The following is a 26,076-nucleotide window of genomic DNA, read 5'->3' as shown; positions in this document are numbered from 1 at the left end:
AGATCCGGACGCGGATCAGGCGTTGGCTTCGCGGATCTTTTCGGCGGCATCCTTGTCGTAGGTCACGCCGCTGGTCTCGAACAGCGTGTCGAGCTCGCCCGAGAGGGTCATCTCGGTGATGATGTCGCAGCCGCCGACAAATTCGCCCTTGATGTAGAGCTGCGGGATCGTCGGCCAGTCCGAGTAATCCTTGATGCCCTGGCGGATGGCGTCATCGGCCAGCACGTTCACGTCGAGGTAGTCGACGCCCATGTAGTTGAGCACGCCTGCGACGCGGCTGGAGAAGCCACATTGCGGCATGGTCTTGGTGCCCTTCATGAAGAGCACCACGTCGTTCGCCTTCACCGTTTCTTCGATACGGGTGGTTGCGTCGGTCGTCATCTCTGTCTCCTGTCTGCGCGCGCCGCCCGGCAGGGGCGCGGCGTGGATGTCTAATCTTGCTGTGTGTGTCTTACTCGGGGGCCTTGGTGGTGAGCGCCAGCGCGTGCAGCTCGCCATGATTGCCGTCCATCTTGCCCTTCAGCGCGGCGTAGACGGCGCGCTGCTGCTGGACACGGTTCTGGCCGCGGAAGCTTTCGTCGATGACCTCCGCGGCATAGTGATTGCCGTCTCCGGCGAGGTCGGTGATGGTGATCTTGGCCTCGGGGAAGGCGGCGCGGATGAGCTGTTCGATCTCCGTCGCTTCTATTGCCATGTGGGCGGACTCCGCTGTCAGACTGTTCTACTCAGATGTAAGACGGGCGCCGCGCGGGTGCAAGCGCGGGCCATTTTCTTGGCTTGGTTCGGGGGCGGAACCGGGACGGACGAGGGGGCGGGGCTCAGAGATCCAGCTCGACCCAGACCGGCACGTGGTCCGACGGCTTGTCGCGGCCGCGGATGTCGCGGTCGATGCCGCAGTCGGTCATCAGGTCGGCGCAGGACGGCGTCATCAGCACGTGGTCGATGCGGATGCCGTTGTTCCGCTGCCAGGCCCCGGCCTGATAATCCCAGAACGAATAATGCCCCGGCCCCTGCACTCGGGCGCGGAAGGCCTCGGTGTAGCCGAGGTTGAGGATGCGGCGGAAGGCGTCGCGGCTCTGCTGGAGGTAGAGCGCGTCGTTCTCCCAGGCCTGCGGCTTGGCGGCATCCTCGGCCTGAGGAATGATGTTGTAGTCGCCGGCCATGAGGGCGGGGGTCTCGTCGGCCAGAAGCTGCTGCGCGCGCGCGTGCAGCCGGTCCATCCAGTCCAGCTTGTAGCCATACTTGCCGTCCCGGATCGGCTGACCATCGGCGTCGAACTCCACCGGGTTGCCGTTCGGCAGGTAGAGCCCGCAGAGGCGCAGGGCCTCCTTCTCTCCCACCACGGTCGCCTCGATCCAGCGCGCCTGCTCGTCGCTGTCGTCGCCGGGCAGGCCGCGGCTCACGTCCTCGAGCGGGTGCTTGGACAGGATCGCCACGCCGTTGAAGCTCTTCATGCCGTGGGTCTCGACGTTGTAGCCGCGCTCCTCGAAAAGCTCGTGCGGGAAGGCCTCGTCGACCGACTTGATCTCCTGCAAGAGCGCGACATCGGGCTGCGCTTCGTCGAGCCAGTCCGTCAGCGCACCGACGCGCGCCTTGATGCCGTTGATGTTGAAGGTGGCGATCTTCATCTGGAGCCCTCCGGAAGTTGCGCCAGCTATCGCGCAAAGCCGGCTGAGGGACAAGTGCGGCGGGCCGGATTCGCGGGTGATTCGGCGGCCGGCACCGACGATTCGTCGCCAATTCTGTGATTTGAATGACGCAGCGGAAACTATCCCCAGAAAAGAATCTTCTGTGGGGAAGAGAGATTGTCGCGCGAAGCGACGAAATTGTAAGTCATTGTTTCTGTGAAGAACTCCTGTATTAATCTACCTTAACAAGAAACCATATTGCCTGAAGCAATCATCGCAAGAAACCCTGAAGCACGTTTCTCGTGTCAATCCAACCAGGGAGAACTTCCATGACTGCTCAACTCAAGCAATTCGTGACCGCAGAAGCGCAGCACCGTGTCGAGGCCGATATGTTCGGCGGCGAGGGCTGCGCCATGTTCACCTCGGGCGCGGCGCCTGCCGAGGCCGAAACGCTGCTCGGCGGCGGGATCGAGATGTTCACCTCCGGGGCAGCACCTGCCGGCGTCGAGATCGCCTCGGGAGAGGGTGCGGCGCTCTTTACTTCGGGCGCCGGGCCGGTGACCGCCGCGGGCGAGGCGGTCGGTCTCTTCACCTCCGGCGCTGCGCCGCTGCGCTCGGAGCTCGGCGCCGGCGACGCCACGGCGCTCTTCACATCGGGCGCCTGAGCCCGTCGCGCACGGGCGGGCACCGTCTTGGTGCCCGCCTGTCCCTTGCCTGTTTCCCGCACGCCCGCGCAGAAAGGCCCTCCGCATGTCCAATGTCATCGCCCTCCACCCGGTGCCGCGCATCGCCGACCCGGACACGCGCATCGCGGCGCTGATCGCCTGTTTCGCGCAGCATCGGCGCAGCGAGGAGGATGTGTTCTGGCTCAAGGAGAACGCCGAGCTGCTCAACATCCTCGACTGCACCGGCGCGGCGACATGGGCCGGGATCGGCCCCCGGGCGCTGCTGCCGCATGTCGAGTTTTATGCCAGCGCAGAGGCGCGGCTGGCCTTCTTCCCGCAATACTACCGCTTCCTGCTGTCCATGGTGCTCGATCTCGAAGACCTCGGCATGCCGGGCGAGACCGGGGCGCGCATGGCGCAGAGCATAGCCGCGTCCGCTGCGCCCGGCGCAGAGCTGTCGGATCTGCAGCGCATGGAAGCGCGGCGGCTGCTGGCGCGGCGGGGGGTCTCCGGTCCGGCCGATCTGGGCCTCGAGGACCGGCTGCGCGGCTTCTGCGCCCGGCCCGGTATCTTTGCGCTGCCGAATAAGAAGGCCGCCTACGAGCTTACCCATATCGTGTTCTACCTCAGCGAATACGGGCGCCGCGATCCGCGGCTGGAGTCCGAGGCACTGACCAGCCTGCACTTCGCGGGCAACCTTGCCTTTCTCGAGCAGAACTCCGACCTGCTGGCCGAGGTCTGCATTGCGCTGCGCTACGCTGGGGAGCTGCCGCCGCCGCTCTGGACCGGCTGGCTGAGCCGCGAGACGCAGCTTTTCCATGTCGACACGGACCCGCAGGGCCCGCTGCAGGACGGCTACCACGATTTCCTCGTCTGCAACTGGCAGCTGGCCTTGGCAGGAGAGGAGCCCTTTCGCAAGCCACTGGAGCCGGGGCGGATGCACTTCGATCGGGCGCCCCGGCGGATGGCGCCGCTGCGCGAGCTGTCGCGGGCGCTCTTTGCGATGAAGGGGCGGCGCAGCGCCGACTGGACGGTGATGCGCCGCCGCATGGAGGGGGCGCTGCCGCCCGGGGTGATCGACCTGCTCGACCTCATGGCCCGCGAGACGGCGCATTTCGACGCCTTCTTCGAGGGCTTCGCCCGGGCGGGCCGGGCATGAGGGCCGCGCTCGCCGGCGCCGCGCTGGTCGCGCTCTACACCGCGCTCATCGCCGCTGCTGACGGGATCACCAAGCTGATCGCGGGAAGCTACGCGGCGCCGCAATTCCTGGCCGTCTCCTCGGCGCTGGTGCTGCTCTTCGCGCTCTGTGCGGCGCGGCGGCAGGGGTCGCTGCGCGCGGCGCTGGGGGTGCAGAGCCGGGGCACCATGGCGCTGCGATCGCTGCTGACCGTGCTTGCGGCGATCGGCTTTTTCCAGGCGTTTCGCCTTCTGCCCTTCGCCGACGTCTTCCTTTTCATCGGGCTGATGCCGCTCATCGCCGCCGCGCTCTCGGGCGTGGCTCTCGACGAGCCGGTGCGCCCCGCTGCCTGGCTGGCGCTGGCGCTCGGTGCGTCGGGCCTTCTCGCCCTTGTGCCCGAGGGCCGGGCAGGGGTGGATGCGGGGCATGTCTGGGCGCTGCTGGGGGCCGTTTCCGGAACCGCGTCGATGGTCGCCGCCCGCGCCATTGCGCGGCGCGAGCGCAAGCCGCTGGCACAGGTCTTCTGGCCCAACCTCGCGCTGGCGCTGGTCATGGGCGTGGCGCTCCCTTTCGTCTGGCAGCCAATGCCGCTGGCCGACTGGCTCTGGGTCGCGGGCTACGCGCTCTTCCTTTTCGGTGCGCGTTTCGTCTCGGTCGAGGCGTTGCGGCTGCTCCCGGCCTATGTGGCGACACCGCTGATGAACCTGCAGTTCGTCTGGATGGTGGGCATCGGGGTTTTCGGCTTTGGCGAGATGCCCGGCGTCGGCGCCAGTCTCGGCGCGGCGCTGGTGATCGGCTCGGGTCTCTGGCTGGTGGCCGACGAGGCCCTGCCGGCACGGCGGCGACTGCGGCTCTAGACCAGACGTCGCCGCGTCGGTGCCACATCTGATCGGGACAGAACGCAGCTCCTCACGCCGATCGCGCTTTTCGCGGGCGGCTTATGGACAGGCGCGGGATGGGGAGATACACCCGTCCGGAACCCGCAGACGAGGCGCAAGAGAACACCCATGCCCACGCTGAACGACATTCGCTCGACGTTTCTGAACTACTTCGCCAAGCAGGGCCACGAGATCGTGCCCTCGAGCCCGCTTGTTCCCCGCAACGACCCCACGCTGATGTTCACCAACTCCGGTATGGTGCAGTTCAAGAACTGCTTCACCGGGGTGGAGAAGCGCGATTACAAGCGCGCCACCACCGCGCAGAAATGCGTGCGCGCCGGCGGCAAGCACAACGACCTCGACAACGTGGGCTACACCGCGCGGCACCACACCTTCTTCGAGATGCTCGGCAACTTCTCCTTCGGCGACTACTTCAAGGCCGAGGCGATCCCCTTTGCCTGGGAACTGGTGACCAAGCATTTCGACATCTCGCCCGAGCGGCTCTACACCACCGTCTATCACACCGATGACGAGGCCTTCGAGCTGTGGAAGAAGATCGGCGTGCCGGAAAGCCGGATCATCCGCATCGCCACCTCGGACAACTTCTGGCAGATGGGGCCGACCGGCCCCTGCGGCCCCTGCACCGAGATCTTCTTCGACCATGGCGAGAAGTTCTGGGGCGGCCCTCCGGGCTCGCCCGAGGAGGATGGCGACCGCTTCATCGAAATCTGGAACGTCGTCTTTATGCAGAACGAGCAGTTCGAGGACGGCTCGATGCGCGCGCTGGACATGCAGTCGATCGACACCGGCATGGGCATCGAGCGGGTCGCGGCGCTGTTGCAGGGCACCAACGACAACTACGCCACCGACCTGATGCGCGCGCTGATCGAGGCTTCGGCCAATGCCACCAGCAGCGATCCCGACGGTCCCGGCAAGACCCACCACCGGGTGATCGCCGACCACCTTCGGTCGACCTCCTTCCTCATCGCTGACGGCGTGATGCCCAGCAACGACGGTCGCGGCTACGTGCTGCGCCGCATCCTGCGCCGGGCCGCGCGCCACGCGCACCTCCTGGGCGTGCAGGATCCGCTGATGCACCGCCTCGTGCCCGAGCTGGTGCGCCAGATGGGCGAGGCCTACCCCGAGCTGCGCGCCGCGCAGCCGCTCATCGAAGAGACGCTGAAGCTCGAGGAAACCCGCTTCCGCCAGACCCTCGACCGCGGCCTCAAGCTGCTCGACGAAGAGCTGATCGGCCTGCCCGAAGGGGCCGAGCTGCCCGGCGCCTCGGCGTTCAAGCTCTATGACACCTACGGCTTCCCGCTCGATCTGACGCAGGATGCGCTGCGCGAGCAGGGCCGCACCGTCGACACCGAAGGCTTCGACGTCGCCATGGCCGAACAGAAGGCCAAGGCGCGCGCCGCCTGGTCCGGCTCGGGCGAGGCCGCCGACAGCCGCGTCTGGTTCGACATCGCCGACAAGCACGGCGCCACCGACTTCCTCGGCTACGACACCGAGACCGCCGAGGGCCAGATCCTCGCGCTGGTGCAGGACGGCGCGCTGGCCGAGACCGCCGCCAAAGGCGAGAAGGTGACGCTGGTGCTCAACCAGACGCCCTTCTACGGCGAAAGCGGCGGCCAAGTCGGCGATACCGGCGTGATCCGCACCGAGGGCGGCAAGGTCACCGTGACCGACACCCGCAAGGTCGAGGGCGTCTTCCTCCACATCGGCGAGGTCTCCGAGGGCAGCGTGAAGCGTGGCGAGGCCGCGGTGCTCGAGGTCGACCACACGCGCCGGGGCATGATCCGCGCCAACCACTCGGCAACCCACTTGCTGCACGAGGCCCTGCGCCGCGCGCTCGGCGATCACGTCGCGCAGCGCGGCTCGCTGAACGCGCCGGATCGCCTGCGCTTCGACTTCTCGCACACCAAGGCGCTCAGTGCCGAGGAAATCGCGCAGGTCGAGACCGAGGTGAACGCCTTCATCCGCCAGAACTCGGCGGTGAGCACCCGGATCATGACCCCGGACGATGCCCGCGCACTCGGCGCCCAGGCGCTTTTCGGCGAGAAGTACGGCGACGAGGTGCGCGTGGTCTCCATGGGCGCGCTGCCGGGATCGGGCAAGGGCTCGGACGGGCAGACCTACTCGCTGGAACTCTGCGGCGGCACCCATGTCGCGCAGACCGGCGACATTGGCCTGTTCGCCCTGACCTCGGAAACCGCCTCCTCGGCCGGCGTGCGCCGCATCGAGGCGCTGACCGGCGAGGCTGCCATGGCCGCGCTGCGCCGCCGTGACAAGGCCCTCTCGGGCATCGAGGGGCTGCTCAAGGTCAGCGGCGAAGAGGCGGTCACCCGCGTCTCCGCGCTGCTCGACGAGCGCCGCAAGCTCGAGAACGAGGTCGCCCAGCTGCGCCGCGATCTCGCCATGGCTGGCGGTGCCGGTCAAGGCGGCGGCGGCGAGGCCCGCGAGGTGGGCGGCATGAAGTTCGTCGGCCAGGTGCTCTCGGGCGTCCAGGGCAAGGATCTGCCCCCGCTGATCGACGAGCACAAGTCGCGGCTTGGCTCCGGCGTGGTGCTGCTGATCGCCGACACCGGTGACAAGGTGGCCGTGGCCGCTGGCGTCACCGAGGACCTCAAGGCCACCGTCTCGGCGGTGGATGTGGTCAAGGCGGCGGTCGCGGCGCTTGGAGGCAAGGGCGGCGGCGGGCGTCCGGACCTTGCACAGGGCGGCGCCAAGGATGCCAGCCAGGCCGAGGCGGCCATTGCGGCGGCCGAGGCAGTTCTGGTAGGCTAATCAATCGCTTAGGGAGGAGCTTATGACTGCTTACATGATCGCCCGCATCGAGGTCACAGACCCCGAGGACTATGCCGTCTATGCTGGGCAAACCGTTGCGCTCGCCGAGAAATTCGGCGGGCGCTTCCTTGTGAAAGGCGGGCCGCAGGCCTTTGTCGAAGGCGAGGGGCCGGGCCGTCACGTGGTGGTGGAATTCCCCAGCCGCATCGCCGCCGAACGCTGGTACAACTCACCCGAATACCAGCGCATCCTGCCCATCGCCCTGCGCGCCTCGACGCGCGATCTCGTCATCGTGGAAGGACTCTAATGCCCGCTCTCTGGATCGCCCATGTCACCGTCACCGACGAGGAGGCCTACGGCAAGTACGCCAAGCTCGCCGGTCCCGCGATCGCCAAGCACGGCGGGGAATTCGTCGCCCGCGGCGGTCGTTACGTGCAGCTCGAGGGCAAGGAGCGGCCACGCAATGTCGTGGCGAAATTCCCCTCGGTCGAGGCTGCAGAGGCCTGCTACCACTCGCCCGAGTACCAGGAGGCCCTGGGCCACGCGCGTGGCGCATCGGAGCGCGAGTTGCTGATCGTCGAAACCAGCGAGTGAGCGCCCGCGATTGAGCTTCGCGCATCTGCTGCCGGTCCTGCTGCTGGTGGCCTCAAATCTCTTCATGACCATGGCCTGGTACGGGCACCTGCGCTTTCCCGGCGCGCCGCTCTGGGCCGTGGTCTTTATCAGCTGGGGCATTGCCCTGGTCGAATACTGGCTCGCGGTGCCGGCCAACCGGCTCGGCCACCGGGTCTATTCGGCCGCCGAGCTGAAGACCTTGCAGGAAGTCATCACGCTGATCGTCTTCGCCGGCTTCTCTGCCTTCTGGCTGAAGGAGCCGCTGACGCTCAACCACGCCGTCGGCTTTGGCTTCATCGCGCTCGGCGCCTTCTTCATCTTCCGCGGCCCCTTCGGCTGATCCCGCTGTACCGGGGCATGAAAAAAGCGCGGTCCCAGTGGGACCGCGCTTTCATCTTCTCTTCTTGGCAACTACGCCCGGGGGGCCGGGGGCAGAGCCCCCGAAGCCCGCGCGCCGGGTTTACTGGCTGCGCGACTGGCGCTTGCGCTCGTGCGGGTCGAGGTAGCGCTTGCGCAGGCGGATCGCGGTCGGGGTGACTTCCACCAGCTCGTCGTCGTTGATGTAGGCGATGGCCTCTTCCAGCGACAGGGTGATCGGCGTGGTCAGGCGGACGGCTTCGTCGGTGCCCGAGGCGCGGACGTTGGTCAGCTTCTTGCCCTTCAGCGGGTTCACTTCCAGGTCGTTGTCACGGCTGTGCTCGCCGATGATCATGCCGGTGTAGACCGGGGCCTGGGCGCCGAGGAACATCTTGCCGCGATCCTCGAGGTTCCACAGCGCGTAAGCCACGGCCTCGCCGTTCTCCATCGAGATCAGCACGCCCGCACGGCGGCCTTCGATCGCGCCCTTGTGCGCCGTCCAGCCGTGGAACACGCGGTTCAGAACGCCGGTGCCGCGCGTGTCGGTGAGGAATTCGCCGTGGTAGCCGATCAGCCCGCGCGAGGGCACATGGGCCACGATGCGGGTCTTGCCGGCGCCGGCGGGCTTCATCTCGACGAGCTCGCCCTTGCGCGGGCCGGTGATCTTCTCGATCACCGCGCCGGTGTAATCGTCATCCACATCGATGGTGACTTCCTCGACCGGCTCCATGCGCTGGCCGTCTTCTTCCTTCATGATAACCTGAGGGCGCGAGATGCTGAGCTCGAAGCCCTCGCGGCGCATGTTCTCGATGAGAACGCCCATCTGCAGTTCGCCCCGGCCGGAAACCTCGAAGGCCTCGCCGCCCGGGGTGTCGGCGATCTTGATCGCGACGTTGCCCTCGGCTTCCTTCATCAGGCGCTCGCGGATCACGCGCGACTGCACCTTCTTGCCGTCACGCCCTGCGAGCGGGCTGTCGTTGATGCCGAAGGTCACGGTGATGGTCGGCGGATCGATCGGCTGCGCGTCGAGCGGCTCGTCCACGGCCAGCGCGCAGATGGTGTCCGCGACGGTCGCCTTGGTCATGCCGGCGAGGCTGACGATGTCACCTGCGAGTCCCTCTTCGATGTCGGCCTGCGCGAGGCCGCGGAAGGCCTGCACGCGGGTGACGCGGAACTGCTCGATCTTCTGGCCGATGCGGCTGATCGCCTGCACCGTCTGGCCAACCTTGACGCGGCCGGTCTCGATGCGGCCGGTGAGCAGGCGGCCCACGAAGGGATCGCTGCCCAGCGTCGTCGCCAGCATGCGGAAGTCGTCGTCCTGGTGCTTGATCTGCTTCGGCGCGGGAACGTGGTCGACGATCAGGCGGAACAGCGCATCGAGGTTCTTGCGCGGCCCGTCGAGCTCGGCATCGGCCCAGCCGTTGCGGCCCGAGGCGTACATGTGCGGGAAGTCGAGCTGGTCTTCGTCGGCGCCGAGCGAGGCGAAGAGGTCGAAGCACTCGTCGAGCGCGCGGTCGGGCTCGGCGTCGGGCTTGTCGACCTTGTTCAGCACCACGATCGGCCGCAGGCCGAGGGCCAGCGCCTTGGAGGTCACGAACTTCGTTTGCGGCATCGGGCCTTCGGCCGCGTCCACCAGCAGCACGACGCCGTCGACCATGCTCAGGATGCGCTCGACCTCGCCGCCGAAATCGGCGTGGCCGGGGGTGTCGACGATGTTGATGCGGGTGTTCTTCCACTCGACCGAGGTCGGCTTGGCAAAGATGGTGATGCCGCGCTCGCGCTCGAGATCGTTGCTGTCCATGGCGCGCTCGGCCACGGCCTGGTTCTCGCGGAACGCGCCGGACTGTTTGAGCAGCTCGTCCACCAGGGTGGTCTTGCCATGGTCAACGTGTGCGATGATCGCGATATTGCGCAGGTCCATAGGAATGCCTTTGAAGGGAGGTTTGCGCGCGGGTTAGCTGGGGAAGGGGGAAATTGCCAGCCCTTAATGCGGCGAGGCCCCGGAAAACAGGTGAATCACGAGTATTCCGGCCACAATAAGCCCCATTCCGACGACCGCGGCAAGGTCCAGCTTCTGCCCGAAGGCGAAGAGCCCGATCACCGAGATGAAGACGATCCCCAGCCCCGACCACATGGCGTAGGCCAGCCCCACCGGCATGCTGCGCAGCACAACCGACAGAAGGTAGAAGGCGGCGGCATAGGCGACCACCACGATCGCCGAGGGCAGCGGCCGGGTGAACTGCTGGCTGGCCTGCAGCGCGGCGGTGCCGATGGTCTCGGCGAGGACGGCAAGGGCGAGGGTAATGTAGGGCATTGCGAACTCCGCTGAGGCTGGCGCCGTTCTGGCCCGGGCCGCGCGGCGCTGCAAGCCGGGAGGCGCCAAGGGGACGGACGGGTGTGGTGGCGCAGGGTGTCAAAAATCTGCCTGTCTTAACTTGGTGTGAGGAAATCACGGTTAGACCGGGGCGGAAATTCCTGTTGCGGAGGTGTTCCATGTCTACCCGTCGCTCGCCAGCCTCGTCCCGCTGCCTGATCGTTTCCGAATGGACGGCGCTTGCCGTCGGCGCGCTGTTTTTTCTCGCGCCGGCCGCCCCTGCGGCCGAGATCGACGCGCCGCTTCAGGCGGTAATCGCGCAATACGTGCAGCCGATCCTCGAGGATCCCCAGCTGATCGCGGCGATGAAGGCGCAGAACGCGGTCACCGCCGGCTACGACGATGCAAAGATCGGCGAACTCGACTCGAAGTGGCAGGCGGAGATCGGTTCCACCATGATTCCCACCATCACCCCTGTCTGGGACAACCCGGTTTCCGACGCGCTGCGCGCGCAGGTCGACATGTCCGGCGGGCTGATCAAGGAGATGTTCGTGATGGATGCCCGTGGGCTCAACGTCGCGGTCTCGCATCTGACCTCGGACTATTGGCAGGGGGACGAGGAGAAGTATCTCGAGACCTTCCCACGCGGTGCCGGAGCAATCCACGTCGGCGCCATCGAGTTCGACGAATCGACCCAGGTCTACACGCAGCAACTCTCGCTGACCGTCAGTGACCCCCAGTCGGGCGAGCCGCTCGGCGCGCTGACCCTCGGGCTCGATGCGGAGATGCTGCCGTGAAGCTGCGGGTGTTCCGGTTGTTCGGGTCAGGGGGCGGGTCGGGGGGCACGTCTGCCGGCGGGGCGGAGGCAGGCAATGCGAACGCGGGCAGACCGGCAGACCAAGTCTGGATCCCGGGGGAGCCAGCGACAGGAATCCGGCGGGTCGTGGGATCGGTGTTTGCGCAAGTGGCGGGGCTCGTAGTCTTGTCGAGCCTCGTTGTCGCCACGGTTCTCGCGGTGCAGGTGTGGCGTCTCAGCGACAGGGTGACCGTGGCAGGGATCGCCGGCATGGCGCAGCATTCAGCCGAAGCAACGGCCGCAGGCCTGTTACCCTCGGTGCGGTTCCGCGATGAAAACCGTCTGACGCAACTCCTGACGGAGAAGTTTCAAGGCGCCGGAGGTGATCTTCTCGGTGCGCTGGTGCTGGGCGCGGAGGGCGAGGTGCTCGGGAAAACGGGCGATCTAGGCAACCGCGAGGCCGAGCTCGTCGCGTTGGCGCGCAAGGCCCTGACAGAGGGGAAGCGTCAAGGCGTGCTGGGTAACTTCGTCGCGACCGAAGCCGTCGCGCTGCCGGGGGGCGAGGCGCCGCTCGGCGCGCTGGCGATGGCCTGGACCGACAATGCCATGCGCGCCTCGATCCTGCGCGAGAAGAAGATCATGCTTGCCATAGCGGCAGGAAGCCTCTGCTTGATGCTGGTCGTCTCCCTGGTGCTTCTGCGCCGTATCGTGCTCGCGCCCCTCAGCGCGCTGCGCAGGGGCATGTCGCGGGTGGCGGCGGGGGATTACAACGTCACGCTCCGTGCCGAGCGGCGCCGCGACGAATTCGGCGAATTGGCCCGCAATCTGGCAGATCTCACTAAGACACTTGCGGGCGGACGAGAGGCGCAAGAGGCACGGGGCCGCGCCCATGAGGCGCAGAACCTCGTCGTGCGTCACCTGAGCGATGCGCTGGACGCACTCGCAGCAGGCTCGCTGCGGCACAGCATCGTCGAGGAGTTCCCCGGCGAATACGAAGAGCTGCGCGGCAATTATCACCGGGCGGTCGAGAGCCTTCGGGCCACGATGACAGAGGTCAATTCCGGTGCGCTCAACATACACAGCAGCGCCGAAGAGATCGCGCGCGCCTCGGATGACCTGTCGCGCCGAACGGAAACCCAGGCGGCTACGCTCGAACAGACGGCCGCTGCACTGGACGAAATGTTGTCGCGGGTGCGCGAAGCGGCGCAATCTGCAAAGGATGCGGAGACCAGTGTTGAAACCGCATCGAAGCTCGCCGAACAGAACGGCGAGGTCATGCGCTCGGCAATCGAAGCCATGGCGGGCATCGAACGCAGCTCTCAGCAGATCAACGAGATCATCGGTGTGATCGACGACATCGCGTTCCAGACAAACCTGCTCGCCCTCAACGCCGGCGTCGAGGCCGCGCGCGCGGGAGCGTCGGGCAAGGGGTTCGCGGTGGTGGCCTCAGAAGTGCGGGCGCTGGCGCAGCGCAGCTCGGACGCGGCGCAGCAGATCAAGACGCTGATCAGCGGATCGGCGGACCGGGTCCGAGATGGCGTCGAATTGGTCGAGCGCTCGGGTCAAGCGCTTGGCGAGGTGGTCGCGCAGGTGAACCAGATCTCGACCCTGGTCAGCAATATCGCGGGGGTGGCCGCCGAACAGGCACAGGGACTCAACGAGATCAACGTGGGCGTGAGCAACCTCGACCGGGTCACCCAGCAGAACGCGGCCATGGTCGAGGAAAGCACCGCTGCGGCGCATATGTTGCGTGGCGACGCGGGCCGTCTGTCTGACCTGATGCGCGGCTTCAATGTCGCCGAAAATGGACCCGTGGCTTTGGAAAGGGCAAGCGTTGCGGCCTGAGCTGCGCTCACTCCTTGGCGCTGATGGCCGCAGCAATCACCGCCACGAAGTCCGCCTCGTCTCGCACCGTGGCCATATCGGATGCCTCAACGGTCACACCCCAGTTGCGCGCCATCTCCTGGTAGCGCGGCTGCCGGTGTGCCAGCGCCTGCGCGTAGGTCCAGCGGATGAAGGCGTCAGGATCCACCACCGTTTCCGACACGCCCTTTTCGTCGAGGTAGCGCCTCCAGGCCGCCTCGAGGAACTCGGGTTGGTAGGCCATGGGTTTGGGGGCGCGATCGAACCTCCGGATCAGCTCCTCGGTGTGCGCCTCGCTGCCGCGGATCCAGACCATCAGCGCCTGGCGCGAAAGCTCCGACAGGATCGGATCGCGCGGGTTCGCGGCATCCACCCATTCGCAGATCGAACCGCCGGTGTCGCAGACAAAATGTGGGTAGCCGTAGAGCTGCTGGGCGCGCTCGATGAAATAGCCGGTGTCCAGCAGCGCCTGCTCCTCGGCGCGGCGGAACTGATCCTGCCGCATGCGGTAGCTGTCCATCGGCAGACCGCCCCGTGCCGGATCGCCCGGCTTGCCAAGGTAGGTCGAGACCGGGGTCAGGTTCTCGAAGGTGATGTTCGAGCCGATATAGATCGAGTCCGACAGCAGCAGCTCGCGCAGGAAGGGGTTCTTCATCGCCTCGGCCTTGGCGTTGTCGGCGATGTATTCGCCCATGTAGCGCGTGCCGATGCGGTAATCGATCGAGTAATGGAACCAGTCCCCGGACTGCCGCAGCATCGAGGACACATGGGTCTTGCCAAGCCCCGACATGGCAAAGAGCACGACGTGCTTGCGCGCGGCATCCTGCCAGTCGGCGGCGGTTTCATACAGCATCAAAGGGCTCCTGTGTCGTCTGCGCCGACAGGTAGTTGCGCCCGTGCGCCGCGTCAAACACCGCCCTCATCCTTAGGCCCGGCGCGCGGCGCGGGTCTCGCGCAGGATATTGGCGTAATTGGCGGCGAAGATGATCGCCGCGCCAAGCAGCACCCAGGGGTCAAGCGGCTCTGCGTAGAGCAGCATGCCGACGATGGCGATGACCGGCAGGCGGGTGAAGTCGATCGGCATGACCACCGAGGCGGGCGCGAGGCTGAGCGCCGTGGTCAGGCAATAGTGGGCGCAAAGCCCGGCGAGGCCGATGACGATCACCCCTGGGACGGCCTCGGCCGAGGGCACGGCGATGTCGCCGTCGAAGCCGGCGCAGACCAGTCCCATGATCGCCTGGGTCAGCGTCAGCCAGAAAAGAATGCACAGGGTGCTGTCGGTGCGGGTGAGCTTGCGGGTGAAGATCGCCGAGCCGGCAAAACCGATGGCCGCGCCCGCGGCGGCGAAGAGGCCGGGTGAGAGCGTCTCGGGCGAGGGGCGGGTGACGATCAGGATGCCGAGGAAGCCGACCAGCGCTGCCAGGCTGCGCGGCCAGGTCAGCCGCTCGCCCAGCACCAGCGTCGCCAGCAGCATGGCCCAGATCGGGCCGGTGAATTCCAGCGCGAAGACCTGCGCCAGCGGGATCACCGTGATCGCGTAGAACCAAAGGTTCTGCCCGGTGAAATGGCTGATATTGCGGATGATATGGGTGCCGATATGGCGTGTTGCGACGGTCCGGCGCTTGCCGGTCAGCATCACGATGCTGCTGATGATCGCCACCCCGAGCAGCGAGCGGTAGAGCATGATCTCGAAGGTGTCGAGACCGGAGCTGACATAGCGCCCGGCCACCGCCATGGCGCTGAAAGAGACGATCGAGCCGAGCATCCAGAGCGCGGCCTTCGGCACAGCGCCCAGGCTCGGAGCGGCAAGGGGGCGCGTGCTCACAGCTCTGCCACCTCGTAGTCGCGCGGCAGATCGCCGGTGATGCGGAACCACGCGCTGCCGCGGGTGCGGTGCTGATGCGCCTCGAAGGCGTCGCGACTCTGGAACAGTTCCGAGACCTCGAAGACCCCGTCTTCGCTCTCGCGCAGATCGAAGTAGAGGCAGCCGGGCTCAGCGCGCGTCAGGCGGATGTGGTCGGCCATGGCAGCGCGCACGTTGGGGCAGCGCTCGGGCGGCGCGGTCATGCGGCCGGTCAGCTGCACGGCGCTCATGTCGCGCTCCGGGTTGGCTGGCTGTGCGGGAAGGCGGCGGGGCGCGGCTGCGCGAAAACTCTGGTCGTCATGGGGGTCCTCTCGCTGCGGACACTGGCGCGCGGCACGGCAAGGGGCAAGAGGCAATCGGGCCGCCCCTCCGCGGTTGGCGGCGGGGTGTGATCTTGATGCGTGGCCCGAACGCAAAAGGAGGCCGGGTTTCCCCGGCCTTCATGATCACTGCCCGATCACTGGCTGATCATTCCCATTCGATCGTGCCCGGAGGCTTCGAGGTGATGTCGTAGGTGCAGCGGTTGATGCCCTTCACCTCGTTGATGATCCGTGTCGCGGTCTCGCCGAGGAACTCGTGGCTGAACGGGTAGTAATCCGCCGTCATGCCGTCGACCGAGGTCACCGCCCGCAGGGCGCAGGCGTAGTCGTAGGTGCGGCCGTCGCCCATCACGCCCACGGTGCGCACCGGCAGGATCGCCACGAAGGCCTGCCAGATCTCGTCGTAGAGACCGTGCTTGCGGATCTGGTCGATATAGACCGCATCCGCCTTGCGCAGGATATCGAGTTTCTCGCGGGTGATCTCGCCGGGGCAGCGGATCGCCAGACCCGGGCCGGGGAAGGGGTGGCGGCCGATGAAGCTGGCCGGCAGGCCAAGCTCGTGACCCAGCGCGCGCACCTCGTCCTTGAAGAGTTCGCGCAGTGGCTCGACCAGCTTGAGGCCCATCTTCTCCGGCAGGCCGCCCACATTATGGTGCGACTTGATGGTCACCGAGGGGCCGCCAGAGAAGCTGACGCTCTCGATCACGTCGGGGTAGAGCGTGCCCTGCGCGAGGAAGGTCGCATCCTCGATCTGGTCGGCGTATTTCTGGAACACGTCGATGAAGAGCTTGCCGATGATCTTGCGCTTGGTTTCGGGGTCGGACACGCCCTCGAGCTCGCCGAGGAACAGGTCCTGTTCCTGCGCGTGGATCACCGAGAGGTTCATGTGGTCGCGGAACATCGCGACGACTTCGTCGGCCTCGTTGAGGCGCAGCAGCCCGTGGTCGACGAAAACGCAGGTCAGTTGCTCGCCGATCGCCTCGTGCAGCAGCGCCGCGGTGACCGAGCTGTCGACGCCGCCCGAAAGCGCGCAGATCACCTTGGACGCGCCGACCTGCTCGCGGATCTTGCGCACCGCTTCCTCGCGGTAGGCATCCATCGTCCAGTCGCCGGTGAAACCGGCTTCGCGGACGAAGTTCTCGTAGAGCGTCTTGCCGTTCGGGGTGTGATGCACCTCGGGGTGGAACTGCACCGCGTAGAACTTGCGGGTCACGTCGGCGGTGATCGCGAAGGGCGCACCGGGGGAGGTCGCGTAGACCTCGAAGCCGGGGGCGATTTCCGAGACGTGGTCGCCGTGGCTCATCCACACCTGCTCGCGGCCCGAGCCATCGAGGAACCAGCCCGACAGCAGGTCGAGGCGGTCTTCCTTGGGCGTCACGTAGGCACGGCCGAATTCGGCGGTGTGGCTCTGGCCGGCTTCGACCTTGCCGCCGAGGTCGTGCATCATGACCTGCTGGCCGTAGCAGATCCCGAGGATCGGCACGCCGAGCTCGTAGGCGGATTTGGGCGGGCGAGGAGAGCCCTCGCGCGTCACGCTGTCGGGGCCACCGGAGAAGACGATGGCCTTGGGGGCGAACTCCTTCAGGAACGCATCGGTGACGTTCTGATAGGGGTGGATTTCGCAGTAGACATTCAGCTCGCGCAGGCGACGGGCGATGAGCTGCGTCACCTGGCTTCCGAAGTCGATGATAAGGAGGCGATCATGCTGGGTCATGCGGCTGCTTTAGGCGGGCCGCGCCCGGCGCGCAAGAGGCTGGGTGCCGCGCAGAGGGAAATGGCGCGGCGCCGGGGGATCGGCGGGCGCGCGTTCATTCGATCTGGCTGAGCAGTGCCGGTGCCGTGACCAGCCGGCGCACGCCGTGGCTGTGGGTTTCCTCGAAAACGTTGCCCATGCCCGCCCAGGCGTCGAGCGTAGCAATGTCGAGCCGGGCGCAGCGCGGGCGGACCGACCAGGTGACCTGCAGCGGCGAGCAGACCTGCTGGGAGTAGCTGGGCCCGGTGGTCGAGCCGCGGAACACCACCGGCGCGCCGGTGCCGCTGGGCAGAGCGCGGGCCTGGTGGCGACCGTTGCGCATGGTTCCGAGGTAGATGAAATCGCGAAAGTCGAGCGCATTGGGGTCGTTGACCACCAGAAAGACCTGCGACTCGACCCGCAACTCGGGGTTCGAGCAGGACGCCGAGAGGCAGGCGCCGAGACCCGGGCCCGGCGCCACGTCGCAAGAGGAATAGACCCAATGGACCTCGATCGTGTCGCCGGGCTCGACTCCTTCGAAGCGGGCGGGGCCGTTGCCGGGGCGGGAGAGTTCGGCGGCGCTGAGATTGGCCGAGCCCGCGCATTTGAAACCGCCGTGCTCGCCCGGGCCCGCGTAGATGGAAAAGCCTGGTCCGAGATGCTCGGCATTGGTGTGGGTGTGGATGTTGCACAGGGTCAACTCTTCCGGCGGCGGGGCAAGGCCGAAGGAAACGGTGTTCCGGCCATAGGGATTGCCGATATCCCGCGGGGTCTGCGGGCCGAAGCCTGTGCAGAGCGGGCCGTCGGCAGAGCCGTGTTCGCCCCCGGGATCGGCGTCATGCGCGCTGGCGGTCTGGGCAGCGTGTCCGGCACCATGATCCGCCGCAGGGGGGGCGCCGGGCGCGCCGGGCGGGGCGCTGCCGTGGGAGGGCGCCGTGTCATGGCCCGTGGGCGGGTAGGTGATCTTGTTGTCGGCCCCTGCGGCCGAGGACAGGACCAGCACCGTGCAAACCGTCAGGGCAAGAAGGACGTGGGGGGGCGTCATGGGAACCTCCTGTGGACTCTCCGGCGACCGTGGCAGTGGCCGTGGCAGTGGGTTGGCATTCACTGGGGCAGGGTATGGCGGCCCGCGCCTCGGCCCTGGGGATTCGCCGCCCCATCCCGAGACCCGTCTCCACCTGACCCTGACGCAAAGAGCTGACGCATTGCTTAACGCAGCTCAGTAGGTGGCGTCGGGCGCGGAGAGGTCCTCCGCGATTCGAGTCCTTCTGTCGGCCAGCAGCGACCAGAGCGCGAGTGTGGTCAAGACTAAGGCATAAATCAGCCCGCCCAAGGCCATGGCTTCGCCGGGGATCACCCCTACGGAGGCGCGCTGCATGGCCTGCTCAAAGTTCTCGACGGGGCTGGGATGCACGGTGATCTTGCCGAGAAAAGCGAGGAGCTGGATGAGCATGATCCAGAAATAGCTTCGCCGGATGCGCCGCCCCATCGCGTGCAGGTAGGTGATGCCGAACTCGGGCCGCACGTAGCCGTCGCGCAGGTCCCTTGCCCAGGAGGCGTCCGGTGCGGCGGTGCCGCTGAGGATTGGTCCGTAGAGGTTCATCTCCATGCTGCGGAAGCGGCGGCGCCAGAGGTCGCAATAGCGGTAGCGCCGCGCTTCGAGCGTCAGGAAGAAAAGGTTGGAGATGCCCACCAGCACCAGCGGCAGCGGCGACGCATCGGGCGCTGCATAGGCGATCGACAGGGCCACGCCCAGCGTGACGACGGCCCAGTTGGTGGTGGTGTCGAGCCGCGTGCGCCAGACGCTGCAGCGGTAGACCTCGCCGCGGTAGAGATGCGCCAGCGCGCCGAGCTCTGCCCCGTCGAGCGGCCGCCCGCCGATTTCGAGTTGCACGTCTTTCATCTGCTCCCCCGAGTTGTCCATCGAAGCCTGGCCAGTCGAAGCCTTGGCCGGTCGAAGCGCAGTACCCCCGTGAAACATTCTGCGCAGAGACACCTTAAGATGCCCTTTCAGCCGCCGCGGGCCCGCGCGGATGTCGTATTTATCCGTCAGGGGGCGCAAACTCGTCGCTGGTCCTCGGGCGGCTCGGCTACTACTTGTCGGGGGTGTGACGGAACGGGAGAGGCGCCATGTCGGAGACAGAAACGCGGAAACGGACACGCAGCGGCGGCGGCGCGGCCCGTCGGGCGGCGTGGGGCTCTGCCCAGGTCGAGACGGCGCGCTTCATCGAGCGCAACATCCCCAACTTCGAGATTCTCTCCGCAGAGGCGCTGGAGATGATCGAGGCCGGTGCCGAGACGGTGCTGGCGGAGATCGGCGTCAATTTCGTCAACAACCCCGGTGCGCTGACGCTGTGGAAGGACGCTGGCGCCGAGATTGAGGGGGAACGGGTGCGCATCCCGCGCGGGCTGGCGCGGCAGCTGTGCGGCCATGCGCCCTCGCGGATCACCCAGCACGCCCGAAATCCCGCGCGGTCGGTCGAAATCGGCGGCCGCTCGCTGGTGCTGGCGCCGGTCTACGGCCCGCCCTTCGTGCATGACGCCGAGAAGGGGCGGCGCTACGGCACGATCGAGGATTTCCGCAATTTCGTGAAGCTGGGGCAGATGTCGCGCTGGCTGCACCATTCGGGCGGCACGCTCTGCGAGCCCACCGACGTGCCGGTGAACAAGCGCCACCTCGACATGCTGCACGCCCATATGACCCTCTCGGACAAGCCGTTCATGGGCTCGGTGACCGAGCCGAGCCGGGCGCAGGACAGCGTCGACATGTGCGGCATCCTGTTCGGTGAGGACTTCGTGCAGCACAACACCGTGATGACCTCGCTGATCAACATCAACTCGCCGCTGACCTTCGACGACACGATGATGGGCGCGCTCGAGGTCTACGCGCGCAACAATCAGGCCTGCATCGTCTCGCCCTTCATCGTCGGCGGGGCGATGGCGCCGGTCTCGGTGGCGGGCACGCTGACGCAGGTGCTGGCCGAGGGCATGGCGGGCATCGCCTACGCGCAGCTGGTACGCAAAGGCGCGCCGGTGATCTTCGGCGCCTTCGTCACCTCGATCGACATGAATTCAGGGGCGCCCACCTTTGGCACGCCCGAGGCCTCGCAGATCAGCTACGGCGTCGGCCAGTTGGCGCGGCGGCTAGGGCTGCCCTATCGCTCGGCGGGAGCTTTCTGCGGCTCCAAGTTGCCCGACGCCCAGGCGGCCTACGAGAGCGCCAACTCGCTCAGCATGGGTCTGCAGTCGGGGGTCAACTTCATGTTGCACGCCTGCGGCTGGCTCGAAGGCGGGCTGGTCGCCTCCTATGAGAAATTCGTGATGGATGCCGATCAGCTGGGCGCGCTGCACAAGTTCGCGCAGGGGGTGACCGTCGACGAGACGACGCAGGCGCTGGACGCGATCCGCGAGGTCGGGCCGGGCGGGCACTACCTTGGCTGCGCCCACACCCAGGAGAACTTCAAGACCGCCTTCTGGCGCTCCGAGCTCTTCGACTACAAGCCCTTCGAGACATGGTCCGAAGAGGGCGGGCGCGACACGATGCAGCTGGCCTCGGCGCGGGTGAAAGCCTTGCTGGAAAGCTACGAGCAGCCGGCGATGGATCCCGCCACGAGCGAGGCGCTGGGCGATTTCGTGGCGCGCCGCAAGGCCGCCATGCCCGACGCATTTCTGTGACGGATCGCCGCTTCAAGCGGAGGTGTGGCGCTGGGCTTCGCGCAGGCGGTCCTCCGCAATAATCGCCGCCAGCACCTCCACGTGACGCGTCGCCGAGTAGCTCGAAGCGCGGGCGCGGCGGCTGCCATCGATCCCGTCTTCCATTTCCATCAGACGCAGAAGCGCCGCTCCGTGGCGCTCGGGATAGGGCGTGCCGAGCAGCCGTGGCAGATGCGCCTCGCGCTGGTAGTCGGCGGCACCATAGCGCGCGGCGCGCACGAGAAGTCGCGGGCGGCGCAAGGCGCAAAGAAGGCTCTGGAGGTCCTGCATCGGGTCGTCTCCCATTTGGTGGATAGGCCCGGAGAGTGACACGGGGGGCAGCGATGTTGCCCCGGCGCGTGGCGCTGCGCGCGCGGCGTTTACCGATGTTTATAATTTGTAGAGAAGTCTGTTAAATGTCTAAAATCATTAACTTTTAGATAACTTTGAGGCGAGCAGTTTTCAGGTTCACTTCCGCAAGCCCTGCGTCGGCGGGGTGCAACCTAGGGGACATCTGCAATGATGCGATACAGTGATTTTTCCAAGGACTTCAACAAGGTACCCGGTCTTCCTGCCTGGGTGCCCGAGATGGCCCGCCACTACCTGGCCCATACCGAGGATGGTGCGGGGATCCGAGCGCTGGCGCGATCGGCGGGATGCCATGCCTCGACCGTGCTGCGCCAGGTGCGGCGGATGGAGACGCTGCGGGACGACCCGCTGGTGGACGAGGCCCTGCGCCGGCTCGGGGCGGCGCGCGCCGCCTGCGCCGCGCCAGCAAAGGAGGTGGCGTGCATGACGCAGCCCGAGGAAGATCGCGAAGAGGCCGGCAGCGGCGCTCCGACCCTGGATGCGGCAACGCTCTCGCGCGAGGCGCGGCGGGTGCTGCGGCGGCTTTGCGAGAGCGGCGCGGTGCTGGCGGTGGCCACCGAGATGGACAAGGCCGTGGTCGTTCGCGACACCGGAGGGGGTGGTTCTGCGCGCACCGCGGTGGTCGATGCGCCGGTGGCCGAGGCCATGGCGCTCAAGGGCTGGATCCGCTGCGACGCGCCGGGGCGGATCTCGCGCTACCGCATCACCGCGGCGGGACGCGGGGCGCTCGGGCAGTTGATGGCCGAACAGGAGAGCCGGTTGCGCGGATTTGCCGAGGCGCAGGCCGGCTTCGAAAGCGGCCGCGCGGCCGAGGCGGCCATGGCCGAGGAAGAGGCCGACCCGCGCGGCCGCCGGCGCTACGCGGCGACCGAAAGCCCGCTGGCCTCGCTCGGACGCCGTCGCGACCGGGACGGCAAGCCCTTTCTCGACGAGGCGCTGGTGCGCGCCGGCGAGCGGCTGCGCGAGGATTTCGAGCTGGCGCAGATGGGGCCACGGACGACCCAGAACTGGGATCACTTCCTGACGGCGGGTGTGAAGCCCGGGTCTGCCACGCGGCTCCCGCAGGGCTCCGAGGCGGCGCGGGTGCGCTTTACCGGGGCGTTGCGCGACCTCGGGCCGGGGCTCGGCGATGTCGCGCTGCGGTGCTGCTGCTATCTCGAGGGCCTCGAAGAAACCGAACGCACCCTGGGGTGGGCGGCGCGCTCGGGCAAGGTGGTGCTGCGCATCGCCCTGCAGCGACTGCGGCGGCACTACGAGGCGCTGGACTCGTCGGGCGGTGGGCTGATCGGCTGAGCACCTGACCACCGCTTCGGGCATGAAAAGGGGGCGAAGCTGCCAGCTTCGCCCCCAGTGTCTTGGGTCGCGGCGGGCTTACTCTGCCGCGCGCACCGGCGTGTCGCCGGTGACCGGGATCCCCGGGTAGTCGTCGATATTGCCGCTCTCGAGGTCCGCCGCGGCCTTCTTCACTCCGGCAAGGTAGTCCGGGTGCACCCGCTCCAGCACCGCGTACCAGCGCTCGCGCACGCCGTCCGAGACCGGCGCCATGGCCCGGGCCATGTTGAGATGCAGACGCGCGCGCTCGTCATCGCCCAACACCTCCTTGTAGAGGGCGCGGGGCTGGACGTAGTCGGCATCCTTGTCCTCCTGCGTGTAGCGGTCGGCGTCGCCCGAGATTTTCAGCGGCGGCTCCATGACCGACGGGTCCGCCTTGGCCGACTCCTCGTATTGGTTCGGCTCGTAATAGGCGTCGATATGTCCGGTCTGCGGCGGGAAGAACCGCATTGCGCCGTCCTTGTGGTAGGTGTGGACGGGGCTTTTGGGCGCGTTGGGCGGCAGCGCCTCGTAGTGGGTGCCAAGCCGGTAGCGGTGCGCGTCGGCATAGGCAAAGAGCCGGCCCTGCAGCATCTTGTCGGGCGAATAGCCGATGCCGGGCACCTTGTTCGACGGCGAGAAGGCGGCGTTCTCGACCATCTGGAAATAGTTGTCGGGGTTCTTGTTGAACTCGAGCATGCCCACCGGGATCAGCGGAAAATCCTTGTGCGACCAGACCTTGGTCAGATCGAACGGATTGAAGTCGAGCTCGGCCGCCTGCGCTTCGGGCATCACCTGGATGTTCATCTCCCACTTCGGGAAGTTGCCGCTGTCGATGGCATTGTACAGGTCTTCCTGGAAGCTCTCGCGGGTCTCGCCGACGATCTTCTCGGCCTGCTCGTTGGTGTAGTTTGCGATCGGCTGCTGGCAGCGGAAGTGGAATTTCACCCAGAAGCGCTCGCCCTGCGCGTTCCACAGCGAATAGGTGTGCGAGCCGTAGCCATGCATGTGCATCGGGTTCTTCGGAATGCCGCGGTCCGACATCAGGATCGTCACCTGATGCACCGACTCCGGCTGGCCGGCCCAGAAGTCGAACATGGCCTCGGGCGAGCGCATGTTGGTCTTGGGGTGGCGCTTCTGCGTGCGGATGAAGTCGGGAAACTTGTAGGCGTCGCGGATGAAGAAGATGGGGGTGTTGTTGCCCACCATGTCCCAGTTGCCTTCCTCGGTGTAGAACTTCAGCGAGAAGCCGCGCACGTCACGCTCGGCATCCGCCGCGCCCTGTTCGCCCGCGACCGTCGACCAGCGCGAGAGGATGTCGCAGGTATTGCCGACCTGCGAGAAAATCTTGGCGCAGGTGTACTGGGAAATGTCATGGGTCACGGTGAAGGTGCCCTGCGCGCCCCAGCCCTTGGCGTGCACCACCCGCTCGGGAATGCGCTCGCGGTTCTGGTGGGCGAGCTTCTCGATCAGCTGGTAGTCTTCCAGAAGCACCGGACCGCGCGGACCGGCGGTGGCCGAGGTTTCGTTTGTCGGCACCGGCGCGCCGGCGGATGTGGTCAGTCGCTTGCTCATGAGTCCTCCATGGAGATGAGGCGGGAGTGCCCTTGTGTGCGATGAACTAGAGGGGCGGACGTAAGTTCCCAATTGCGGATCCTTGTCGGAGTGATAGGAATTTCTTATGCCTGTCACCCTTCGTCAGCTGAGCTATTTCCGTGCCCTCGCCGCGCAGCGCAATTTCCGCCGCGCCGCGGACTCCTGCAATGTCTCGCAGCCCGCGCTGTCGGTGCAGATCCGCGAGCTCGAGGCGGCGCTGAACGGCCCGCTGGTCGAGCGGCAGGCGCGCGACGTTCTGCTGACCCCCTTCGGTCGCGAGGTGCTGGCGAGCGCCGAGCGCATCCTCGCAGAGGTCGCGGGGCTGGAGCACGCGGCGCGGCGGCGCGGCGGGCTGACCGGCACGCTCTCGCTCGGCGTCATCCCGACCATCGCCCCCTATTTTCTGCCCGAGGCGCTGGCCGCGTTGCGGGCCGAAGACATCTCGCTCGACGTCGAGGTGACCGAGACCAAGACCGAGACGCTGCTTGCCCGGCTCGCCGAGGGCGCGCTCGACGCGGCGCTGGTGGCGCTGCCAATCGAGCAGGAGGGGATTGAAGTGCTGCCGCTTTTCGAGGACCGATTCCTGCTGGCCGGCAGCGCCGCGCGGCTTGCGTCGATCGGCGGCGTGCCCAGCCCCGAGGGCCTTGCGGAGAGCCAGCTTCTGTTACTTGAAGACGGGCACTGCCTGACCGATCAGGCGCTGGCGGTCTGTGGCCGGGGCAGGGGCAACGCGCGGATCAACATGGGGGCGACGTCACTCTCGACGCTGTCGCGGCTGGTGGCGGCGGGCTTTGGTCTGACGCTGATGCCGGAGGTTGCGGCGCTGACCGAACTGCGCGCGTCGCCGGGCATGCACCTGCGGCGCTTCGGGACGCCGGAGCCGGCGCGAATCGTGGCGCTGGCGCGCCGCGCGTCGAGTCACCGCGAGGGCTGGTTCACCGAGCTCGCGGACGTGCTGCAGACCGTGGGGGACGGGCTGGTGGAGGGTGTGCGCAAGAGCCCAGAAATCGCTCCGGCGGACCGCTGAGGATGCGCCACGCCGTAGTTGAGGAAACGCGCTGTCGGGAACGCGTATGAAGCCGCGCAGAAAGCTGCGCGGCTTCTTGGTCCTTGAGCGACTCCTCCACCCCGGCCATGATCGCTGGGGAGACGAGGATGCCAGAGGCAGGCAGAGTCGGTTCGGGACTTGAGGATTGGAGCCTTGGGACGCGGCTCCTTTCCTGGGGAAGCCCGGCGTTGAGGGAAAATTTAACGCCGAGCCGCAAAGACGCTTGGTCGACCTAGCGGGACTCGTAAAAACAAATGATTCTAAATGACGTCAGACTGGTAACAGGGTCAGAATACAGGCTTTGTCCGCTTGGGCTATCCCGGAATTTCTGTGTTTCATCGCGGTAACTGGGGGCCTTTCTGCGTTGCCGCAAGGTAATGTACGGAAATCATGGGCTAAATCTTGCCGATAGGATGGCAAAGCCTCGCTTGGTGCAAACTCAGTGTTTCCGAGATGTGAAGTCCAGAGGCGCTTCTGTCAGGCAAACTCTCTCAAAAGGTGTGAAATCCGCGCTATTTGACAGCTTTAGGTGGTGCGACCGGGCGCTGTGGGTCACGGAAGACGGGCGGGCATGAGTCGGGTCTCGGGCAGGTCTTTGCGATGTTTCCTGAAGTTTCGCGTCGTGGCGCGCCGAACAGAGGCGCTGGCGGACGCGGCCAGCCCGATTGACACGGCACACCATGGATTGGTCATCGCGGCGCGATCACGGGCCCCGCGCAAGGGGCACGTTGCGATGACGCGGGCCGGGCCGCGACTTGTCCCCGAGATGAATGTACCCCGACGTCGGTGGCCATGGCGGGATCGGTGCCAAACCGCCGCCCGGCGGCGCCGGCGAGGCGATCTGCGTCGGGGCGATGGATCGAAGCGGCCCCAAGGCGTGGCCCTGCCTCAAACTGGTTCTGCAGCCCCGCAAAATCGTTGCGGGGCAGCCATTTGCAATTTGGCAGCAACGCGGTTGATTGCGCGCCATGTGGCCCTTGAGCGGCGCCGAGCCGGCCTCGCGCCGCATTGCGGACGTAAATATGCACAGTCTCGGCAGCGCATTGCCGCCGAGAAGTCT

At 66.9% G+C, this 26,076-nt stretch carries 25 protein-coding genes; 12 read left to right on the top strand and 13 right to left on the bottom strand.

Annotation, left to right across the window (positions count from 1 at the left end; all coding sequences use genetic code 11):
• Positions 1-15: 15 nt before the first annotated feature.
• The 3 genes from grxD to xth form a co-directional block, all read right to left on the bottom strand.
• Entirely contained in the window at positions 16-381 is a 366-nt protein-coding gene (gene grxD, locus CEW88_RS08860; protein ID WP_108966028.1) for a Grx4 family monothiol glutaredoxin, read from the bottom strand.
• A 70-nt stretch (positions 382-451) separates the two neighbouring features.
• Positions 452-694 carry a BolA/IbaG family iron-sulfur metabolism protein gene (locus CEW88_RS08855; protein WP_092426344.1) on the bottom strand — a complete coding sequence of 81 codons (243 nt, stop codon included), beginning with the start codon at positions 692-694 and terminating at the stop codon, positions 452-454.
• A 124-nt stretch (positions 695-818) separates the two neighbouring features.
• Positions 819-1,628 carry an exodeoxyribonuclease III gene (xth, locus tag CEW88_RS08850; protein ID WP_108966026.1) on the bottom strand — a complete coding sequence of 270 codons (810 nt, stop codon included), beginning with the start codon at positions 1,626-1,628 and terminating at the stop codon, positions 819-821.
• Positions 1,629-1,957: 329 nt separating this feature from the next.
• Here xth and CEW88_RS08845 point away from each other — a divergent pair, with 329 nt between their 5' ends.
• The 7 genes from CEW88_RS08845 to CEW88_RS08815 all read left to right on the top strand — a co-directional run bounded on the left by CEW88_RS08845 (position 1,958) and on the right by CEW88_RS08815 (position 8,093).
• Entirely contained in the window at positions 1,958-2,293 is a 336-nt protein-coding gene (locus tag CEW88_RS08845) for a DUF6749 family protein (protein ID WP_108966024.1), read from the top strand.
• 85 nt (positions 2,294-2,378) lie between these two features.
• Entirely contained in the window at positions 2,379-3,452 is a 1,074-nt protein-coding gene (locus tag CEW88_RS08840) for a DUF6902 family protein (protein WP_108966022.1), read from the top strand.
• Positions 3,449-4,327: a DMT family transporter gene (locus CEW88_RS08835; RefSeq protein ID WP_108966020.1), complete on the top strand. Its 879-nt coding sequence runs from the start codon at positions 3,449-3,451 to the stop codon at positions 4,325-4,327. The genes CEW88_RS08840 and CEW88_RS08835 overlap by 4 nt, the downstream gene beginning before the upstream one ends.
• A gap of 150 nt (positions 4,328-4,477) precedes the next feature.
• Complete coding sequence (gene alaS, locus CEW88_RS08830; protein WP_108966018.1) at positions 4,478-7,138, top strand: alanine--tRNA ligase; 2,661 nt, start codon at positions 4,478-4,480, stop codon at positions 7,136-7,138.
• A gap of 22 nt (positions 7,139-7,160) precedes the next feature.
• Positions 7,161-7,445 (top strand): DUF1330 domain-containing protein, encoded by a 285-nt coding sequence (locus CEW88_RS08825; protein ID WP_108966016.1) that lies wholly within the window; start codon positions 7,161-7,163, stop codon positions 7,443-7,445.
• Positions 7,445-7,732, top strand: a complete 288-nt coding sequence (locus CEW88_RS08820) for a DUF1330 domain-containing protein (protein WP_108966014.1) — start codon at positions 7,445-7,447, stop codon at positions 7,730-7,732. The genes CEW88_RS08825 and CEW88_RS08820 overlap by 1 nt, the downstream gene beginning before the upstream one ends.
• A gap of 64 nt (positions 7,733-7,796) precedes the next feature.
• Complete coding sequence (locus CEW88_RS08815) at positions 7,797-8,093, top strand: DMT family protein (protein ID WP_217626447.1); 297 nt, start codon at positions 7,797-7,799, stop codon at positions 8,091-8,093.
• Between the two features lie 120 nt (positions 8,094-8,213).
• On the opposite strand, the gene typA is transcribed toward CEW88_RS08815, so the two are convergent.
• Together typA and CEW88_RS08805 are read right to left on the bottom strand one after the other, a co-directional pair.
• The gene (gene typA / locus CEW88_RS08810) at positions 8,214-10,031 is read right to left on the bottom strand and encodes a translational GTPase TypA (RefSeq protein ID WP_108966010.1); all 1,818 of its coding nucleotides are present in this window, start codon (positions 10,029-10,031) and stop codon (positions 8,214-8,216) included.
• Positions 10,032-10,094: 63 nt separating this feature from the next.
• Entirely contained in the window at positions 10,095-10,424 is a 330-nt protein-coding gene (locus CEW88_RS08805; protein WP_108966008.1) for an SMR family transporter, read from the bottom strand.
• Between the two features lie 179 nt (positions 10,425-10,603).
• Here CEW88_RS08805 and CEW88_RS08800 point away from each other — a divergent pair, with 179 nt between their 5' ends.
• Both CEW88_RS08800 and CEW88_RS24880 read left to right on the top strand, forming a co-directional pair.
• On the top strand, positions 10,604-11,221 hold the full coding sequence (locus tag CEW88_RS08800) for a hypothetical protein (RefSeq protein WP_254694376.1): 618 nt from the start codon (positions 10,604-10,606) through the stop codon (positions 11,219-11,221).
• Entirely contained in the window at positions 11,218-13,065 is a 1,848-nt protein-coding gene (locus CEW88_RS24880; RefSeq protein ID WP_254694375.1) for a methyl-accepting chemotaxis protein, read from the top strand. Before CEW88_RS08800 ends, CEW88_RS24880 begins: the two co-directional genes overlap by 4 nt.
• A 7-nt stretch (positions 13,066-13,072) precedes the next feature.
• On the opposite strand, the gene CEW88_RS08790 is transcribed toward CEW88_RS24880, so the two are convergent.
• The 6 genes from CEW88_RS08790 to CEW88_RS08765 form a co-directional block, all read right to left on the bottom strand.
• The gene (locus tag CEW88_RS08790; protein WP_108966007.1) at positions 13,073-13,936 is read right to left on the bottom strand and encodes an ATPase; all 864 of its coding nucleotides are present in this window, start codon (positions 13,934-13,936) and stop codon (positions 13,073-13,075) included.
• Between the two features lie 72 nt (positions 13,937-14,008).
• Positions 14,009-14,848 carry a DMT family transporter gene (locus CEW88_RS08785; RefSeq protein WP_108967665.1) on the bottom strand — a complete coding sequence of 280 codons (840 nt, stop codon included), beginning with the start codon at positions 14,846-14,848 and terminating at the stop codon, positions 14,009-14,011.
• Positions 14,849-14,904: 56 nt separating this feature from the next.
• Positions 14,905-15,177, bottom strand: coding sequence for a putative quinol monooxygenase (locus CEW88_RS08780; protein WP_108966004.1), 273 nt, complete (start codon positions 15,175-15,177; stop codon positions 14,905-14,907).
• A gap of 238 nt (positions 15,178-15,415) precedes the next feature.
• Positions 15,416-16,981 (bottom strand): glutamine-hydrolyzing GMP synthase, encoded by a 1,566-nt coding sequence (gene guaA, locus CEW88_RS08775; RefSeq protein ID WP_108966002.1) that lies wholly within the window; start codon positions 16,979-16,981, stop codon positions 15,416-15,418.
• A gap of 94 nt (positions 16,982-17,075) precedes the next feature.
• Complete coding sequence (locus CEW88_RS08770; RefSeq protein WP_108966000.1) at positions 17,076-18,044, bottom strand: delta-class carbonic anhydrase; 969 nt, start codon at positions 18,042-18,044, stop codon at positions 17,076-17,078.
• 174 nt (positions 18,045-18,218) lie between these two features.
• Positions 18,219-18,902: a DUF2270 domain-containing protein gene (locus CEW88_RS08765; RefSeq protein ID WP_193989023.1), complete on the bottom strand. Its 684-nt coding sequence runs from the start codon at positions 18,900-18,902 to the stop codon at positions 18,219-18,221.
• A gap of 227 nt (positions 18,903-19,129) precedes the next feature.
• On the opposite strand from CEW88_RS08765, the gene CEW88_RS08760 reads away from it, so the two are divergent.
• Positions 19,130-20,674 (top strand): trimethylamine methyltransferase family protein, encoded by a 1,545-nt coding sequence (locus CEW88_RS08760; RefSeq protein WP_108965996.1) that lies wholly within the window; start codon positions 19,130-19,132, stop codon positions 20,672-20,674.
• A gap of 12 nt (positions 20,675-20,686) precedes the next feature.
• Here CEW88_RS08760 and CEW88_RS08755 read toward each other — a convergent pair whose 3' ends face one another.
• Positions 20,687-20,983: a DUF6477 family protein gene (locus CEW88_RS08755; protein WP_108965994.1), complete on the bottom strand. Its 297-nt coding sequence runs from the start codon at positions 20,981-20,983 to the stop codon at positions 20,687-20,689.
• A 228-nt stretch (positions 20,984-21,211) separates the two neighbouring features.
• On the opposite strand from CEW88_RS08755, the gene CEW88_RS08750 reads away from it, so the two are divergent.
• Positions 21,212-22,354, top strand: a complete 1,143-nt coding sequence (locus tag CEW88_RS08750; protein WP_254694374.1) for a DUF6456 domain-containing protein — start codon at positions 21,212-21,214, stop codon at positions 22,352-22,354.
• 78 nt (positions 22,355-22,432) lie between these two features.
• Here CEW88_RS08750 and CEW88_RS08745 read toward each other — a convergent pair whose 3' ends face one another.
• Positions 22,433-23,947, bottom strand: coding sequence for a catalase (locus CEW88_RS08745; RefSeq protein ID WP_108965992.1), 1,515 nt, complete (start codon positions 23,945-23,947; stop codon positions 22,433-22,435).
• A 106-nt stretch (positions 23,948-24,053) separates the two neighbouring features.
• On the opposite strand from CEW88_RS08745, the gene CEW88_RS08740 reads away from it, so the two are divergent.
• The gene (locus CEW88_RS08740) at positions 24,054-24,995 is read left to right on the top strand and encodes a LysR substrate-binding domain-containing protein (protein WP_108965990.1); all 942 of its coding nucleotides are present in this window, start codon (positions 24,054-24,056) and stop codon (positions 24,993-24,995) included.
• The last annotated feature ends 1,081 nt before the right edge of the window (positions 24,996-26,076 follow it).

The organism is Alloyangia pacifica (genome assembly GCF_003111685.1).
GTDB classification, from domain to species: Bacteria; Pseudomonadota; Alphaproteobacteria; order Rhodobacterales; family Rhodobacteraceae; genus Salipiger; species Salipiger pacificus_A.
The sequence above is the reverse complement of the archived record's forward strand: the minus strand, read 5'-3'. Positions and strand labels throughout refer to the sequence as shown.